We start from the raw sequence: 17500 nt of genomic DNA, 5'->3' as shown, positions 1-17500 counted from the left end.
ATCATATAAGCGAATAGGCTGGATGTTCATGACTCAATGAAACGTTTGTGGCGGCGCAACTCCCGGATTATCGCCCTCAGCCTTGAATTTTCAGCCTCCTCCTTAACCAATCGGTTCTCTATCAACGAAGCTTTTTCATACTGGCAAATGAGCGCATGAAAGGTTTGGTGCTTCTCGTCTCTGAGTCGCTTAATGGCCTTTAACCAACGACCTTTGCGCCATTCGTAAATGACGAACCATAGGGTGCTCGCGGCAATACCGGAAGCCACTGAAATGAACAAAATCATCGTATGATTGGGGCGTATGCCTCGGTTGTGGAGTGGAACAATGTATCATCAGAAAACCAGCCGAGCGGCTTGCCATCCTTGGAAACGAGAATTTCGTCACGGCGATAACCATCAACGATGCAGTCATGCGCTCTTCCAGCTTGATCGAGAAAGAAAGCGGTTTGACCTTGCCGGAATATTTGCTTTTCTCGTCTCAATTGACTTTCGTCAAATACCACCTGAGTTGGCTTACTGAATCCGCGAACGTTTGTATTCACGGGCTCACTTCGCCTCCTAATCCCTTCGGCAACTTCCCGCAGCCGGTCGCAGGCCTTTTTATAAAGCTTTCCAGCCTCAGCGATATCATCGAGGCATTTTTGTAGTAGAGCTGCTTCACTCATGATTTGTACTTGATTTCGTGAATCTGGAACAGGAGATCAGGAAAGGACTGATGATTGGGGCCGTCTATAATGCACAAATTCCCGGCGACGCATGCACGATCGTTGACGGCCAAAGCCTCAACCTCGATAAGCATACGTACACCGGGTTTTAGTCCGACAATGCGGGCCACTTCCTGATTTTTGGGCGAACGATCAACAACCGGCTCGTCCACATACTTGACGAGCTCGGTCTTTTTCGATCTCCGCGCCCTTCTCTGGCTGGGGACCATGTAGTTCAATTTAGCTTGTTGATGAAATTAGTAGCGGTGACGGGACTCGAACCCGTGACCTGTGGGTTATGGGCCCACCGAGCTGCCAACTGCTCTACACCGCGGTATTACTCGACAATAATGTCGAGTTGTTTCTTTGAATCCATTGTCATGAAGTGATAGCGCCTGTTTCGATTCCACGTACAGACGGGCGGCTTTCAGCCCTCCGAGTGTCCACAATCGAAGCTGTTTCTACATTACGTTTTGCGCCCTCTGACTCAACCTTGCGGGAGGATGGCGACGTGTCTCTTTTGAAATCTCCTTTGTTATGCATGAGCTTGAATTTTTGCAAAGAGCCAGGGAGCCCAACTGACTCCCCGTTACTTAGCCTCTAAAAACAATAACCTCACTTCGAGAACTCAAATATAGACAAAAGTTATTATAAATATCTTTTAATAGATATTATATATAAATATTTGCACCGGCCGTGGCTTTCCCTTTCCATTCCCTCAGTATTCTCCGCTCTTTGATTGTTCCATAGTGCTTCAACTGTTTGGTCGAAGTGTGCCCCAACATAACAGCCACCACCTCGTCGCTGAGACCATAGTCATTTAAACATCTGTCAGTGAATGTCTTTCTCGCCACCTTGTTGGTAAGATTTTTCTCAATACCTACTGCTGCGGCAATCAGTTTCAAATAGTCGTTGGATTTCTGATTTGAAATCTTGGGTAGGTTGTTGATCCCGTTATATTTTTCAATAATGCGGATCGCCTCGGGGTCCAGAGGAAACATTGCTTCTACTTTGGTTTTAAACCGCTTTACCCTCATAAATTCCATCCCCTGGAACACATAGCGGTCTGTTTCCATGACATTTTGATAGTCAGAGATGTGAAGCCCGGTGTAACACATAAAGAGGAAGGAGTCTGCGACACGTTGTAATTTTTCACTCCATTGTTTATTCTTGATCAGGTCGATCTCTTCGTGATCAAGGCAGGTAATATCAAAGTCATTTTCCCACTCCAACCGAATGTTAGCGAACGGACTTGCATTAATATGCCCTTCTCTGATAGCATATAAAAATGCCCCATGACAAGCCTGAATAAGCTTGTTGCAGTAATCCCTCTTAAAGCCCTTCTTCTTTAACCAGGTCCAGAACCCCGCAACGTGACTGCGCTCAATTGCCCATATCGGCATATCAGTTCCTAGATACTCAGCCAAATATTCGTAGCATCGGCGATACTTATCCAAAGTTGGTTTCCTGCGTCCTCTCGCACGTAGATCATCTCTGAATTCCCTGCTCAACTCCGAGAAGCGCAAAAAGACTTTAGTTTTTCCCTGGAATTGAGAGACGACTCCTTTGGCAGTTACTGTCTTCCCTTGCGCTAAGTTCAGCTCGAAGATTTCCTCCAACGCCATCTTTATTTTTGCCAACTTTTTGTTCTGCTTGATAATTTCGTCCGAGTCGCCATTGATTATTTGCCTTTTACAATCCCATGTCGATGGGTAAATACTCAGCGAAGTTGAGAAGGTGTTGGTCGGAATACCACCAACTCGCACACGGCAATCCAAAGTGCATTTTCCCATTTTATTTGGGCGGGCTGAGCGAAGTTGAAATCGTACGCGCATTCGAATTTTAACTGACTCGTAGTTCATAACACAATCGTTTTAGGTGATTAATCCTTATGAACTTGGGAATAAAATCGCGAAATCGAAAGCCTAAAATAACTTGAATGACGACGCCTCTGGCGGGAAGAAACTATCGTCCGGAGACCAAATACGATTGTAGCGCATGTCGCACTTCAACAACGTCGATCCGGTCTCACCTGCTCGGTTCTTGCCAAAAATGTACTCTAAATTGCCAGATGGGACGAAATTCTCCTTCTTCTCCATGGCAGCTATCGAATCGTAGTAATCTTGCCGGTAAAGGAATATCACAATACTGGCATCCTGTTCCAGCTGACCTGAGCCCTTCAAATCGGACAATCCCGGTCTCTTGTCTGCCCTTCCCTCGTTGTTCCGACTGAGCTGGGCAAGCTCGATAATGGGAACGCCCAAGGTGCCCTTCAAATGGGTAAGTTTCTGAGAGACCGACGTTATCACTCTGGTGGAATCGGAGGAATCCTTGACAGTCCGGTCCTTGATCAGTTGCACATAGTCGATGAAAATGAGTTCAATGCCGTGCTTTCTCCGCCAGTTCCGCATTTGAAGGCATATGTCAGCAATATCCCATGAGTTCTTGTTGTCATAATAGTAAATCGGCAGACTGTCCACTTTCTTCCGGCTTTCCTTCACAAGTAACTTTTGGTTCATCGCTAACCTTCCCTTCGTCATATCGCTTGCCGATACTCCGCACACGTTGGACATGATACGGCTGGTCAGCTTTACCGTGGACATTTCGAGCGAAATGAAGGCCACCGGGTGCCCCGCCAATGCGGCATGGTACGCATGAAATACACCGACCATTGTCTTTCCCATGCCTGGCCGTCCCGCAATTATACCGATGTCATCAACCTGCCATCCACCCGTCAATTCATCCAATTCGTCAACACCGGTGGTGATACCGGTTAGCTTTGTTTCAGGCCTGTCAATTAACGTTTCCAACTCGTCAAGCGAATGGCTGAACGTAATGTTGGTAAGCGGTCGATTCCGCGAAGTCATTAACTGTGACGATTCGTTCACCAGTTGATCAAGCCTGTCGATGGTTGCGTTCTGAGAAATTGCCGCCTGAATTTCCATTGATTTTAGCAGCATGGCACGCTTAACGGAGAGATCTGATAGAAGCATCGCGTTACGCCATAAAAACGTGTCAGACGTAAAATACTGCTTCATTTCCTGGTAGGTTCCGAGCAAATCTTTCTTGCCAGACTCGACAACTGTTCGCAATAGGCTGCTTTGGGTAATATCAGCCCCCTCCATGTGCAGCTTAAAGATTGACTCGAATAGGAACCGGTAATGGCCATCATAGAAGCAATCTGGATGCAATATTTCTTCAACACGAACGATAAGCTCGGGACGGTTCACCATCACCGACAGTACATCCTTCTCGACCTCCTTGGAGTGTGGCGGGGTTATCATTTGGTTCATCGCACTGAAATTTTAAGAACAAGTTTATTGAAGGATTCGAGAGCACGTTCTTCGTCGTTTCCGAAAAGCCCATTCGCAAGCGCATCGTAAAGAGCATCGATTTGTTCTTCCTTCGAGGCCTCCGGCATCATCCCTTTCGGAATCGTATAGCAGTGTCCGTATTTTCTTCCAAATTCGAGGAAGGATTTATCGACCTTCCCGTCCAGCATAAGTGGCTTTTGATCACCAAGCATTACGAAATCGTTGGGCCGTGTTTTTTGGCCAGGAAGCGTAAACAAGGTGTGAAAACCGCATACCTCGCATTCCACCGCGTAAAGTATACCAGCTTGGAGATTCTGAGGCTTCTCGCTGGCAGGAACGCATTCACCTCGACATTTTGACTTTTTCATGATGGATTTTCGGAGTTTTGACGTTGGCGACGGCGGGACGGATCATTCAGATAAATCATCGGAGCAACCGGTGGGCGTTCGGGCTCAGGGCGGGACGCAGCCACATATTCGTCGGTTTCCCACCTACGCTGGTTGAGATAGGTTTGGAGCTGCAACTGATATTTTCGGGCAGTGTCTTTCGGGTCGAGCGTTGAGAGGTAGATCGGAATGTGGTCAAGCACCGCCTTCCGATCTCTGTCGTTGAGTTTGGTTTCCCAATGCTTTTGACACTTTGCCTTGTCCCCTACTTTCTTCCCGTACAAATCCCAGATTTCGACAAAAGAGATATTTATTATCTCTTTCTCTTTATTCTTTAGATTACCTTTAGATATAGATTTAGATTGCGGTATTTCTGTGACAGAAACCCCGTCTTTACGGTTATCACTGTCGAATTTACCCGCATTCCTGGCTTGTCCCTTTGCCCTCTCGCGTGATAAATCCCGCTTTTGATAGAAGAATTTAAGCCTCTCATCAAGGGTTTGACTATACAATACACCGTTATCGCGGCATATCAGCTCCAAACTGATACAGTAATTCAGTATGTCCCGTATTTCTGTCACAGAAACCCCGAAGTCACCGGCTAGAAGCTCCTCTTCGAGCTCATTTTCTGCCCATCGATTGCCTTCGCATTCGGTCAAAACTTCCAAAAACATGCACCAAACGCAGTATCCGACTACCGGAAACTTTGCTCGAAGAGCCTTTATCTTCCGGTGGTTACGCATGTTATTGTCGTGCCCGAAGTACGGCGCATTGTTTTTTGTTGGTCGTGCCATAGATAGGAGGTAAATTACCCGGCTGGGTGATCACTTATTTGAACTTACGTACTTACGATAATTTCGGGCCTGTTTTTGCTGCATAGCAGGAAGCATGTATCCCATCCGGTCCAGCAGCTCCAAGACCTTCCCATTAAGACAAGGGAGATGGCAGCATCCATCGACATACGACCGAAAAGTCAGTCCATTCTTGTCGATTGCGAAGAATTGCCATTCGCCATCATACCCGGTACCGGCCAGCTGGATCAGACGACGCCAGCCGCAGACTGGTACGGTTCGGATGGGCAATTCCGGATTCAGAAACAGGTGTACAATCTGATCGAGATCATCCTTGTAATCCGGAAGTTCGGCCAGGCTTTTCCGACCAGGCGGGATTAAATTGCTCAACGAATACGACATGACGAGAGTGCCTATACGTTAGTAGGAGAATCAGCGGGCAATTTACGGTCATAGCGATTGATAGCACTTTTGAAAAGGCCGTTAAGTGATTCCTTCAATATATGATACAGCAGGGATTTTGACTTGAACAGGCAGGTCTTTACATCAGTCCGTATCACTATGTCGTCCAGATCGTCTGACATTGCTAGCGAGTCGAATGCCTCATTCAATACATCATTGGCTGAGAAAAAATCTACCACACAGCTTGTCTGCTCGAAAATCTCAGAGGGAATGATCACGCAGCGGAATTCCGTTTCCTGCCACGTCGGATCGGTCACTGTATCCTGAATGAACCAAACAAATGAGTCATTGAGCCAGATCACTTGATTTTTAGTTTTTTCATCGCGGTCAGAAAGCATCAAATAGCGCCGAAACGCGTAATTGATCAGATTAGAGTAATTGAATGCATCGGAGATAAACGACTCGTTTCCAAACCAATTCGAGAGGTCTGCGCGGATTTCTCCCGCGGTAACTTTAACAGAAGTTTCCATGTTTTTTTTGATTAAAGGGAAGATGAATGATTACTTTTTGAAAGACTTAGTTTCGATCAGACCTTTCTTGACAAACTCATTCAGGTCGTCGATTTTGTAGTATACATAGTGCCCACGCTTGTAATGTCGTAGCTTTTTTGAAGACGTGTAGAGCCGGATCGTCGGAAGCGATACTCCGAGAATTCCCGCGGCCTGTTCCGCCCGGACAAACTCAAACTTGTTAAGGCCATGTTCATTTTGATTTTCGGATATGGCACGGTCGAGGCGCTCGTCTATCCTATCCAAGCGGTCAAAAATTGGTTGATAGGGATGTTCCATGATGAGGTAGATTACAATGAAATATTCGAATCATTGTCAAGCGGGCACCGCACTTTGAGCGGCTAAACGTTTTTCGACGCGCTTACGGAGCATTAAGAGAGTAACTGTAGAGTTGATGCCATACTTCTGGCAGATAATTTCGCTTACCCTTGTTTTCATCGCTCCGGGCTGTCCCGACAGCTTCTGAAATTCAGTGTAGATTTCCATGTCGCGAGCTTCTCGCTGAATCGCAAATGGCGTTCGCAAATCAAATTCTTCTGTTTTCATGTTAATTTTTAACTTTACCGATTAATCAAATTATTTGTTCACTCAATAGTTTGACATTACCTTAGTTGTATACTAACAAATGTAAATAATATTATTGATTTATTGTCAATAATATTATTACTAAAATTGACAATTTTCATGGGATTTCGAGATAATGTTATACAAATACTTAATAATCAAGGACTTAAACAATCCGACTTGGCCGACATTTTGGGGAAATCACGGCAAAATATTTCGCTTCTATTGAAGAACGACAAGCCGAGCATGCAGACATTAGAGGAATTCGCAAGAGGCCTGGGCGTAAGTGTTTATGACCTGATTAATGATACGACAGTCCACGCAGCCCACCCTAAATACTCTGTAATTCAAAGATTTAAAGAATATATTGACGCAAAGAAATATAACCTAGATTCTATATTAGCTGAGCTTAACATTGACCAAAAAGTGTTTGATCTGATGATTTCTCGAAGAATCGCCGTTAACGAGCATTTCATCCAACAGATTTCTGAACGATTCCCTGGTATCAATCTTTCATGGCTCCTTACTGGCAGTGGTGAGATGCTAAGCTCGCTACATATTGAAGACCGAAACTTGCAGTTAATCAAAGCGCAAGGCGTGACAGAATTTCGCCATCTCGGCCAAGATAGATACCTAGTGTTGTGTCCACTAGTCAGGACCGAGGCTATAAGAGCTTACATTGACAACCTGGATGACACCGACTTCGCTTCCCAGTTACAAAAGCACGTAATAGCAGTAGATGATTTGCAATTCGGTGAATACATGAGCTTTGAGACACCCATTGAGCATCACGGAGGCTCCGTTGAAGATTTTATCGGTGAGGGGTGGATAACGACCGGTAAGAAGATTGAGAAATCCACTTGGAAGAGAGGAATCAGCTTTCGTAAGTACCCAACTTATATCGTAGTAGTGAAACATGGAATCTTGCTGCTTCATGTGACTGACTACGATCGAGACAAACAGGCAATTAGGTTTTCCGGGCCAGAGAATGAGCATTATCCAAACGATCTCATTCCTTTTGACGACATATTAGAACTTTATAGTGTAGTCGCTATAACCGACCCGCGCAAATAGATTTGCGGATTTGGATGAAACCCATTAAGTTGAGGGAAGAAATCACCCTCCACGCAATGAATAAATCTACATTTGCCCGACTGGCATGTGCCTCATCCACGTCACTTCTATTTTTCCTCGCGCCCACATTTTATGCGTCGGCACAAAATGTATCTCAGCAGGCCATTGATGATTTGAAAAAAAAGGTCAGTCGACTACGAAGTGAAATCTCCATAAAACAGGATTCCCTCAACAAAGCCTGGGAGGAACTTGACCGGCTGGAAAAGAAGCAAATCGCATCTAAGTACTACCGTGAAATAACGGACACTTTTATTCCCGCAAAAGTCAAGCGAGACGGCAAAGTATTCAGACAACCCGAATGGTCGTCGGCCGTTGTTGGTGAGGTAAAACCTGGTGAGATTGTAAAACTATTGGATTACACCGGCCACTATTGGTTAATATCAAAAGAGGATGCCTCCGGATATGTAATGGACATAATGATCGACGAAAACGAAGAGGCCAGAAAGTATAAATCAGCCATTGAAAAGAAGACCAAGGATGCTGCAATTAATGCCGAACTCGAAAAAATGGCAGCGGAGAAACAGGCATCCGACAAGTTAAAAAAACAGACAGAAAAAGAAATTGAAGAATGGAAAAAGGGAGTAATTGCCAAATATGGCAACACAGTAGGTCAGAAATTAGTTGATGGATACTATTGGGTTGGGATGACCGCGGAAATGGCTCGTGTTAGCTTAGGCGAACCAGAGACAATAAATAAGTCAGTGGGAACTTGGGGCGTTCATGAGCAGTGGGTATATGGAAGCATTTACTTGTACATAGAGAAAGGCAAAGTAGTAAGTTATCAAAATTCGCAGTAGCAAACCATCCGACTCCCGCTCAATCAAACTATTTTGATATTTGGTAGGATGTTGGTAAGATTACCAAAACCGTTCTTCCTGCTGGCTCAACCTTCGTTTTTCGAGCTGTCGTAATCAAAGGAACTCCCGGCAAGCGCGTGAACCTGGAGCCCTACAACGATTACGCTAACGTGAAGGCTGACTTCGGGCTGAAAGATTGATTGATTTTTTTTCATTTTAACTCCTCTATAATATGCTAGAACCTTTAAAGCAGTTCATTTGCGACAAATGCGGACAAATAATCGAAAAGCCGGAAGATGGCTGGGTTGAGTGGCTTCACACGAAAGATCCAGCGACGGGACGAAGAAAGAATCAAGGTTTCAAAATTGTCCATCATTCGCGAGTGTCTCCATTAAGCGACGGAACTCGACAAGTTCGATGTTACCATTATGATAACCGCGGAGACAGATCCGACAACCATCTAGAATACTTCCTTGGCGAGGAAGGTTTACCTATTCTTTACGGAATGATTGATAGTGGCCCCGATTTCGTTGATGATCAGTATGTGCCCGAAGTTGCAAACGTCAGAGAATACATCGAATTTCTCAGAAGGCTGACTCTACCGTACTATGAGGAAGCAAGGAAATATTGGTCCGATGCCAAGAGTGATGGATTTTTTGATGGAGGAAATGAGGTATGGATATACCTTCCTGAAACCCTGAAGGAAATTATTCATGAATATGGTGAAACAGAGGAGGAATGATTGAAATAATCTACCACAATAACGACCGTTACGGGTATAGCGATCAGTTACATGAAGCGCTCAGACTCCGTACATCAAACTATTCAAGAGACATAAAAGGCTGGATAAATGCCGAGTACCTCTTTCAAGGGAAGTCTGAGCTAACCACTCCGGTAAAAGATTATGATTATTTTTACTCATCGTATACGATGAGCACTGATAACCAACCGAATACAAAGGAGATTTTATTACTTAGACTAGAATTTATAAAGCTAATCACGCTCGACTCGAAAAGCCCATTGAAGAAGAAATTCGTCCAATGGCTTCTTTCGGTCGAGGCCCGGTACGAGAACCTGGACCTGCTTCCCCGCCCGGTGGTCCTGGGACTTTTGGAGCTAGCGAAACTATGTACCTACATCGATATGCAAATCAAATATTATAATGAACACAAGGAATATTTTTTGCAGTCTGTTGAGGATGGCGACTATACTGTTTTTGATCGATGGCGCAATGCGCTCCTAAAAATAGACAAGTCAGAAGCAATTAGATCGAAATACCATATCTCGGCGTACGTCGGAAACCTGAATTCAAAGATCGAACAGATCGCATTCTTGGATAGCCTACAAAGCATTAGGAATGCCGTTTTCGATGCCATAAAGATGGTTTTCAACAAAGTAGATCCACTATTTCCCAAAAGCGAAGAAAAGGCGCTAGACTTAGCCAATTTCACGAGGGAAATGTTCCAAGCAGCAGGGCTGACGCCAGACATTAAACCCAAACATTACCGAAGGGGTGATCAGTTAGAATTGTTTGGCAGGATTGAAAACATTGATTTTTCATTGATCGACAAAGCCATAGCTGCATTAGTAAAGTGACGACCGGACAATGAACTATCGCCGGGAATTTATGCTCAATACTCAGTAAAGCTCCACTGCTTCGCCTTCCACTGGCACTGATCAATAGATCGAAAACACATGTCGGACAGCGGGCGCATTAATGTTTGGATTCGACTGAATAGCCCAGCCTCCGATTCACAAAAAACTCTCCGTCAGTTACTTGAAATTTTTCGTGAAAGCGAATGATACTATTCGGATCCTCTTCCACAACACCGGAAAATACCCCTCTTATTGTATGTTCTGTCAGCTCTGTGACCTCAACTGTACCCTCATAAAATGACCAGTATGCACGATACACAAGCGGATTTTTAGTTTTAAGATGTACCCAGCTCATTAGCACGTTAGAAGTTCGATAATAATCGGTTGAAACTTTCCATACACCTTTTGTAACTGGTTCATCCCTCCAAATGGTTATCAAAAAGGAAGGGACTTTACCTGCTGAATCCCTGGCAGCTACTCCCAATTTGTAGGAGAGAATACTGCCACCTTCATTACCATAAAAATAGCTAACATACTGGCTTCCATTGTTGTGCTCCAAACGATATTTTTTACCATCGATGGAATAACTGACATAACTCTGGGCGTTCTCCTCCGGGGCAACACGCTCGTCTTTCTTGCATCCTAGCAGAAAGATAAAAAAGGTCGAAAATATCAGTATTCTTAACTCCATAGATTGAATAGAAAAGGTTTCACTGTGTAAGATAGCGACTCGCCTAGTTGTCAACAATTTCGAATTTCTTCATCGACCTTGTCGCTCCTATGACCCAAGCAGTTAGCTTTGCGTTGCAGCAATCCCCGGCGAACCAAGCCCTCAAATTGCTGCCATCCACACATAAGAACATTTAGGGCGTACTTGCCCAGATTTATTTCATTGCAACATTCATTGTTACACGATCACTATGTATCATAAAAATGGCCTAAATAGTCAAATTTATGCCATTTTTTACCTATGGAAGTTTTCGGATCAGATATTCTTCCATGATCGTTCCAGTTTAAAGATTTCAAATCGCCTCATAGCTCAACAGCACGACCCCGCTTTTAAACACACGGTGGTTAATCAGCTTCAAATCCAGTTTCCGTGTCAACCCCTGGAATGAAGGCGTACCTTCCCCGATCGCAACGGGGTCGATCATGAACTGGTACTCGTCAATCAGCCTTGCTTCCGCGAGTTGCGCGATAATGCTGCCGCTGCCCAGAATGGTCATGACTTTGTCTGGAATGGCTTTAAGTTTTCGAACGGCTTCTATGAGATCTCCTTTAATGAGCGTGGTATTCTCCCAACCGGCGCTTTCGAGGGTGGTTGAAAATACGATCTTCTCGGATTCATTCATACCTTGGGCGACTTCCGGCATACTTTCGATGGCCATGGGTGTCGGCCAGAAACCTGCCATCATTTCATAGGTTACCCTGCCGAAGAGCAGCGTAGCTTTTGCTTCGAGATTGTCTGCTGCAAACCCGTTTTCTTCTTCGCCATGCCGGTGCCAGCTGATATCGTTATCGGGGCCTTTGAAATAACCATTGAGCGTCGTGAAATTGTAGGCAATGAGCTTTCCCATGATGGTTTGTTTTTGAGGTGAATATTGTTTCAACTACCCCCATTACAAACGGGATGCCGGAAACAGGACAGACCCACCGCTTTTTTTCTCAGCGAAGCAGGCTCGCAACGCCCTTGTAGTTCAAAAACGACCGTTGGTCAATTCTACCCTGATTTTACAGGCATAAACACCCGACAAAATCTTCCGGCCGCGGCAGAGCCACCCCAGCCAGCCGATGGATCGGAGCAGCGAAATTGGATTTCCCGTAAATTACTTAGCCCCGGCGAGTGAAAAAGGTAATCTTTTTGGATTGGCTAGTAAGCAAACTATCTGAACAAAAAATCCTGTGTTTGGGACTGAATACCAGCGTAAAAGCGGTGTCGCTGCTGCTTTTATCGGCATATCAGGCACAGTGAAAATAATTACGCGCCAGTGATGGGGGGGTTAACATGAAATATGTGTCCTCATTGTGAATGCAGCCTGCTTGCAATGGCATTTTACAGAAGCGTTTATCTATCCTAAACCCTTAATATTTATGAGAGCTTTCTCCCTTTCAGCCCTGGCGGTGCTCTTGATGCTGTGTCAGCCAGCCTGGTCGCAAAACAAGAAATACAGCATCGTGATTAAAGGCGGGCATGTGATCGACCCGAAAAACAATATCGACGCCGTTATGGACGTGGCCATCGATGGCACGCCGGGCGGTGAGGACGGGAAGATCGCCCTCGTGGCCAAAAACATCGATGCCAGCCAGGCCGTACAGGTGGTGGATGCCAAAGGGCTCTACGTCACGCCCGGGCTGATCGACATTCACGTACACTTTTTCTGGGGTACCGACCTCAAAGGCACTTATCGCAATGGTCCAAACGGCCTGCCCGCAGACGGTTTCACATTCCGTTCAGGAGTAACCACCGTTGTCGACGCGGGAAGCTCCGGTTGGAAAAATTTTGAGACCTTCAAAAAACAAACCATCGACCTTTCCAAAACCCGCGTGCTCGCATTCCTGAACATCGTGGGCGAAGGAATGGCCGGCGGGAAATTCGAAAACAGCCTCGAAGAAATGGACGCGAAAGCCACAGCCGAAATGGCCAAAAAGTATCCCAACGACGTCGTAGGTGTAAAGCTGGCACATTTCGTAGGTCATGACTGGACACCCACCGACCGCGCATTGGAGGCCGGTACGCTCGCCAACATCCCTATTATGGTCGATTTCGGCAGTGCCAATCCGGTTTTACCATTGGAAGAATTGTATTTGAAAAAATTCCGCAAAGGCGACATTTACACCCATTGCTTCGGCGGCAATAGCAATAACAGCGGCCGCGGCCGCGAGTCTATCGTCGACGTATCGACCAATAAAGTGAAATCCTACGCGATCGAAGCACAGAAACGCGGGGTGATATTTGACGTGGGTTTCGGAGGTGCGAGCTTCCTTTTCTCCCAGGGACAGCCGGCGATCAAGCAGGGCTTTTATCCCAATTCGATCAGTACCGATCTCCACACAAGCAGCATGAACTCGGCCATGAAGGATATGAATAATATCATGTCTATGTTTATGGCCATGGGCATGGATTTCAAAAGTGTGATCAAAGCCAGCACCTGGAACCCCGCACAGGAGATCCGCCGCGAGGAGCTCGGGAACCTGTCCGTAGGCTCGCCCGCCGACGTGGCCATACTGAACTTGCGTGAAGGTAACTTCGGCTTCTACGCCCGCGATGGTAAAATCACCGGCAAAAAACGCATCGAAACCGAAGCAACCATCCGCGGCGGCAACATCGTGTACACGCTCAATGCGCGCGTAGAGCCCGTTAACCTGCCCCGTCCGGAACGCCCTGCAACCAACCAGGGCCCGCAAACCCCGGGAACAGGCCCCAGGTAATTAAAAGGAAGATATTTATTCAAGAAAAAGGGTATTCCAAACCCAATCAGGCATCCTTACCTCAACACCTGACCAAACTTGACAACACCTAATCAACACTTGACAATACCTGACCAACCTGACAACACCTGACAACACCTGACAACACCTGACCATTTCCTGAGAAAGCCCTTTAACCATTCAAACCCCCAATACCTTAACACCAATGAAACGCAGAGAACTTTTAAAAGATCTTTCCATGATCCCGCTCGCGGGAAGCGTTCTGAGCGCGGCGGCCAGCACGTCTGCGGCCTTTGCCGAAAGCAGCAAACCGAAATGGTTTCAGAAGGCGGCCGGCGCCGTGTCGGCACCCGGGCCATTGAAACCGGGACCGCAAATCTATCAGTCGATCGGCGTGGAGCCGATTATCAACTGCCGGGGGACATTTACCATTATCGGGGCGTCTATTGAGCTGCCCGAAGTTCGTCAGGCCATGGAGTATGCGTGCCAATATAATGTACAGATCGACGAGCTGGCATTTGGGGTTGGCCAGCGCCTTGCCGAGATCACCGGCGCCGAATGGGGCATGGTATCATCGGGCTGCGCGGCGGGGATGAACGAGGTAACCGCGGGCATTATTGCGGGTGGTAATCCTGAGAAACTGATCCGCATTCCCAATCTGGAAGGTTTTGAAAAAACAGAGGTGATTATCCCCAGGTCCTCGCGCAATGTGTATGACCACGCGATTCGCAATGTGGGCGTGAAAATCATTACGGTTGAAACCATCGAAGAGCTCAAAAAGGCCATTACTCCGCGCACAGCGATGATTTACATGATGCCTGGCGACGAACCGTGGACTGTTAAGGCCGTAGCAGATATCGCCAAGCCTGCGGGAGTTCCGCTGCTGGTGGACGCCGCTGCCGAGCGTTTGACGATCCCTAACATCCATTTGCAAGCCGGCGCAAGCGTGGTGGCGTATAGTGGCGGAAAGGTAATCCGCGGGCCGCAATGCGCAGGTTTGATGCTCGGCGACAAGGACGTACTCATGTCGGCATGGCAGGCCAGTGCGCCGCACCACGGACCTTGCCGTAACAATAAAGTAGGCCGCGAAGAAATGATAGGGATGCTCGCAGCCGTGGAAGCATGGGCCACGCGCGACCATAAGGCTGAAATGAGAACCTGGGTATCATGGCTGGAAAACATTTCCAAAAAACTGAACGGTATCCCGAGCGCCAAACTCGAAATTAAAGAGCCGGCAGAAGGGGCATTAGATAATGCTACACCGACATTAACCATAACCTGGGACCCTGCCAAGCTGAATATCACCGGCCAGGAAGTAGCCGACGAGCTGCAAACCACCAAACCGCGTGTGGCCGTAGGAACCGGCTTCCGCAGGGGCCAGGCAGCACAATCGGGCCCTCCTACCACGTCGATTACCGTAGCCGCTTATATGATGGGCCCCGGCAACGACAAGATTGTGGCGGAACGCATTTACGAAATCCTCACCCGCAAGCGCAGCGCACCAAAAGCCGAAGCGGTCATGAAAGCGCCTGCCGCTGAAATCGCAGGCCGCTGGGATGTGAGCATCGAATTTTACACCAGTACCAGCAAGCATACATTCATTATCGAAAGGCAGGATGGCAACTACCTGTACGGAACCCACAAAGGCGAGTTCGCGACACGCGAGCTGTTTGGTAACATCGACGGCGACGAAGTCCGGTTCCAGAGCCGGTACAGCGTGCCGGGCGACAACCTGACGATGACATTCTACGGGAAGCTTTCGGGCGACACCATTACCGGCGAAATCGATATGGTGGAATATGTAAATGCGAAGTTTACTGCCAAACGAGCGACCTTTCCGAACAACCGCCAACGTATCAATATCCCTGCCGGCCGCCCATTGTCGACCTAGACGCCGGATTTCACATAACGGTAATTAACATAAAAAGCCTTGGATCGATGCCAGGGCTTTTATGCTAATTACTAAATCTAAAATTTTTAATATTTCTGAGCCCTCGTCGGCCAAAAGGCTGAACAGTCTGATCCTTTGGGTACTATCCCGTTTTCGGGGCATAAAACTACGACCAAATTGCGCAAACACGAAGTTTTTTTGCGCAATGCGCGATATTTTCTCAAAAAAATCGGGGTACAACTGTTGCGCCGAATCATTAAAATACTACTTTTGCATCACGATTGACGGCCAGGTGGTGGAATTGGTAGACACGCTACTTTGAGGGGGTAGTGCCCGTTCGGGCATAGGAGTTCGACTCTCCTTCTGGTCACATTGTAAAAAGTGCGTTTATGAGCTGTAAACGCACTTTTTTTATGTCTGAAAATTCAAAATCGGCGCTCGGGACAATTTCGGGACAATTTTTAGCAACGAAATACGAGCTGGAACTATCCCCTGAAAAGGTCTTTCCATTCGAGCCAGCCGAATTAAAAACACCGAAAAAATCCACCTGGTACGTGCAGTATTATGTGTATTCGGAAAGGGATCAAAGCCTGAAAAGAAGAAAGAAGTTAGTACAGGGCGGTACTCAAAAGGAACGGAAGGAAACCGCCCGAATAATAATTGTGGAAATAAATACAGTGTTGAAGGCAGGGGGGCATATTGACCCAGTAAAAAAGCTTAGAGAAATTGGACAAATGCCGCTCGTGGTGGCGCTCGACCAGTTCATGGCGGATAAGAAACGGACATTAAAGCCGCAATCCGTCAAAACCTACGAAAAGTGGACAAATTACTTTTTGGACTTCCTGGAAGCGTACAGGCTAATGAACCTGAATATCCAGGATTTCAATAATGAACATGCCGCTGATCTGCGCACCCATGCGCTGGAAACGCTCAACATGGGCAATAAGTCATATAACACCTATAAGGGATTTGTCAGCGGATTTTTCATATACAGCAAGCCGATTTACAAGCTTACGTCAAATCCAATTTCAGAAACCCTTTTTAACCTCAAAACGAAAACCAGTAAGCATATTGCCTACAACTCGCATCAGGTGGCCGACTACAAAGCCAAGTGTGACGAATTAGAGCTGCCGGAATTATGGTTTTTCGTCAGAATGATTTACTACACATTTTGCAGGCCCTGGGAAGAAGTACGCAAAATGCAGGTGGGCGATATCAAGGACGATCACATTATCATTTATGCCGACACATCAAAGACAAATCACCGTTCAGTAATGATACCGCCCGGTCTCGAGGAAATCTTTAAAGAATGGAATGTGCGGGAATACCCGCCGCATTTTTACCTGTTTTCACATGGTTATAAGCCAGGTAAAACGCTGGTTAGCCACAATTTTTTCTACGACAAACATCGAAAGGTCTTGGAGAAAATGGAACTGGAAAAGCAGGGTTACGACATTTACGGATGGAAGCACACCGGCGTAATTGCACTATATAAAGCAACGAAAGACCTCATGCTGGTAAAAGAACAATGCGGACATTCTGATATTAGCCAGACCGTGCAGTATTTAAGAGATCTTGGAGTTTTCCACTACTCGACCGGAATAAGTCAATTTCCCGTAATTTAGTGATACCAAAGGTGAGCTAAGCTACTGCCGACCCTTGCAAACGACACGGACGGTGGTTAGTGAATAATTCCTAATCAATTATCTAGATTACCATGAGCAGACTTGACCCAACAAAAGTAATTTCCGAATTCCAGTTAATAGGATTATCGAATATATTCGGTGAAAAGGCTTACGATATCACACCGTTGCTTACCAACGTCCCTCGCTCAAAGCTGCAAGATTACCTATCGTTCCTGATCAATTACAATCTTGACAAGTCATTCGACAAATCATTCAGCACTTTTATAGCAGCATAC

Annotated in this window: 20 protein-coding genes and 2 tRNA genes; 10 read left to right on the top strand and 12 right to left on the bottom strand. The window is 46.4% G+C overall.

The window, feature by feature from the left end:
- Positions 1 to 283 precede the first annotated feature (283 nt).
- From AC2YIT_RS30160 to AC2YIT_RS30130, 7 genes are all read right to left on the bottom strand, one after another.
- Positions 284 to 667, bottom strand: coding sequence for a hypothetical protein (locus AC2YIT_RS30160; RefSeq protein ID WP_487281646.1), 384 nt, complete (start codon positions 665 to 667; stop codon positions 284 to 286).
- The gene (locus tag AC2YIT_RS30155; RefSeq protein ID WP_487281645.1) at positions 664 to 936 is read right to left on the bottom strand and encodes a hypothetical protein; all 273 of its coding nucleotides are present in this window, start codon (positions 934 to 936) and stop codon (positions 664 to 666) included. Before AC2YIT_RS30155 ends, AC2YIT_RS30160 begins: the two co-directional genes overlap by 4 nt.
- A 31-nt stretch (positions 937 to 967) precedes the next feature.
- Positions 968 to 1040, bottom strand: a tRNA-Met gene (locus AC2YIT_RS30150).
- A gap of 337 nt (positions 1041 to 1377) precedes the next feature.
- Positions 1378 to 2568, bottom strand: a complete 1191-nt coding sequence (locus AC2YIT_RS30145; protein ID WP_487281644.1) for a site-specific integrase — start codon at positions 2566 to 2568, stop codon at positions 1378 to 1380.
- Positions 2569 to 2631: 63 nt separating this feature from the next.
- Positions 2632 to 3999: a replicative DNA helicase gene (locus AC2YIT_RS30140; protein WP_487281643.1), complete on the bottom strand. Its 1368-nt coding sequence runs from the start codon at positions 3997 to 3999 to the stop codon at positions 2632 to 2634.
- Complete coding sequence (locus AC2YIT_RS30135) at positions 3996 to 4388, bottom strand: hypothetical protein (protein WP_487281642.1); 393 nt, start codon at positions 4386 to 4388, stop codon at positions 3996 to 3998. The genes AC2YIT_RS30140 and AC2YIT_RS30135 overlap by 4 nt, the downstream gene beginning before the upstream one ends.
- A complete protein-coding gene (locus AC2YIT_RS30130) occupies positions 4385 to 5200 on the bottom strand; it encodes a Lin1244/Lin1753 domain-containing protein (RefSeq protein WP_487281641.1) in 816 nt (271 codons plus the stop codon). The genes AC2YIT_RS30135 and AC2YIT_RS30130 overlap by 4 nt, the downstream gene beginning before the upstream one ends.
- A 147-nt stretch (positions 5201 to 5347) precedes the next feature.
- On the opposite strand from AC2YIT_RS30130, the gene AC2YIT_RS30125 reads away from it, so the two are divergent.
- On the top strand, positions 5348 to 5578 hold the full coding sequence (locus tag AC2YIT_RS30125) for a hypothetical protein (RefSeq protein ID WP_487281640.1): 231 nt from the start codon (positions 5348 to 5350) through the stop codon (positions 5576 to 5578).
- A gap of 32 nt (positions 5579 to 5610) precedes the next feature.
- On the opposite strand, the gene AC2YIT_RS30120 is transcribed toward AC2YIT_RS30125, so the two are convergent.
- The 3 genes from AC2YIT_RS30120 to AC2YIT_RS30110 all read right to left on the bottom strand — a co-directional run bounded on the left by AC2YIT_RS30120 (position 5611) and on the right by AC2YIT_RS30110 (position 6714).
- Entirely contained in the window at positions 5611 to 6129 is a 519-nt protein-coding gene (locus AC2YIT_RS30120; protein ID WP_487281639.1) for a hypothetical protein, read from the bottom strand.
- A gap of 30 nt (positions 6130 to 6159) precedes the next feature.
- Positions 6160 to 6414, bottom strand: coding sequence for a helix-turn-helix domain-containing protein (locus AC2YIT_RS30115; RefSeq protein ID WP_487281638.1), 255 nt, complete (start codon positions 6412 to 6414; stop codon positions 6160 to 6162).
- Positions 6415 to 6483: 69 nt separating this feature from the next.
- Complete coding sequence (locus AC2YIT_RS30110) at positions 6484 to 6714, bottom strand: hypothetical protein (RefSeq protein WP_487281637.1); 231 nt, start codon at positions 6712 to 6714, stop codon at positions 6484 to 6486.
- Positions 6715 to 6852: 138 nt separating this feature from the next.
- On the opposite strand from AC2YIT_RS30110, the gene AC2YIT_RS30105 reads away from it, so the two are divergent.
- The 4 genes from AC2YIT_RS30105 (at position 6853) to AC2YIT_RS30090 (ending at position 10259) form a co-directional block, all read left to right on the top strand.
- The gene (locus tag AC2YIT_RS30105; protein WP_487281636.1) at positions 6853 to 7806 is read left to right on the top strand and encodes a helix-turn-helix transcriptional regulator; all 954 of its coding nucleotides are present in this window, start codon (positions 6853 to 6855) and stop codon (positions 7804 to 7806) included.
- Positions 7807 to 7835: 29 nt separating this feature from the next.
- Entirely contained in the window at positions 7836 to 8663 is an 828-nt protein-coding gene (locus AC2YIT_RS30100; protein WP_487281635.1) for a hypothetical protein, read from the top strand.
- A 232-nt stretch (positions 8664 to 8895) separates the two neighbouring features.
- Positions 8896 to 9405 (top strand): hypothetical protein, encoded by a 510-nt coding sequence (locus AC2YIT_RS30095; protein WP_487281634.1) that lies wholly within the window; start codon positions 8896 to 8898, stop codon positions 9403 to 9405.
- Entirely contained in the window at positions 9402 to 10259 is an 858-nt protein-coding gene (locus AC2YIT_RS30090) for a hypothetical protein (protein WP_487281633.1), read from the top strand. The genes AC2YIT_RS30095 and AC2YIT_RS30090 overlap by 4 nt, the downstream gene beginning before the upstream one ends.
- A gap of 118 nt (positions 10260 to 10377) precedes the next feature.
- Here the strand turns inward: AC2YIT_RS30090 and AC2YIT_RS30085 are convergent, their stop codons facing one another.
- On the bottom strand, positions 10378 to 10950 hold the full coding sequence (locus AC2YIT_RS30085) for a hypothetical protein (protein WP_487281632.1): 573 nt from the start codon (positions 10948 to 10950) through the stop codon (positions 10378 to 10380).
- A 331-nt stretch (positions 10951 to 11281) separates the two neighbouring features.
- Complete coding sequence (locus AC2YIT_RS30080; protein WP_430846199.1) at positions 11282 to 11836, bottom strand: dihydrofolate reductase family protein; 555 nt, start codon at positions 11834 to 11836, stop codon at positions 11282 to 11284.
- Between the two features lie 514 nt (positions 11837 to 12350).
- On the opposite strand from AC2YIT_RS30080, the gene AC2YIT_RS30075 reads away from it, so the two are divergent.
- From AC2YIT_RS30075 to AC2YIT_RS30055, 5 genes are all read left to right on the top strand, one after another.
- Positions 12351 to 13688 (top strand): amidohydrolase/deacetylase family metallohydrolase, encoded by a 1338-nt coding sequence (locus AC2YIT_RS30075; protein ID WP_487281631.1) that lies wholly within the window; start codon positions 12351 to 12353, stop codon positions 13686 to 13688.
- Between the two features lie 205 nt (positions 13689 to 13893).
- On the top strand, positions 13894 to 15579 hold the full coding sequence (locus AC2YIT_RS30070; protein WP_487281630.1) for a selenocysteine synthase: 1686 nt from the start codon (positions 13894 to 13896) through the stop codon (positions 15577 to 15579).
- 286 nt (positions 15580 to 15865) lie between these two features.
- Positions 15866 to 15949: transfer RNA gene (locus AC2YIT_RS30065), tRNA-Leu, on the top strand.
- A gap of 43 nt (positions 15950 to 15992) precedes the next feature.
- Positions 15993 to 17204 (top strand): tyrosine-type recombinase/integrase, encoded by a 1212-nt coding sequence (locus AC2YIT_RS30060; protein WP_487281629.1) that lies wholly within the window; start codon positions 15993 to 15995, stop codon positions 17202 to 17204.
- 92 nt (positions 17205 to 17296) lie between these two features.
- On the top strand, positions 17297 to 17500 hold a 204-nt coding region (locus AC2YIT_RS30055), incomplete at its 3' end, for a hypothetical protein (RefSeq protein WP_487281628.1).

This window comes from Dyadobacter sp. SRI_021, assembly GCF_057586235.1.
Note: the sequence above shows the minus strand (reverse complement) of the source record. Positions and strands in the feature narration are given on the sequence as shown.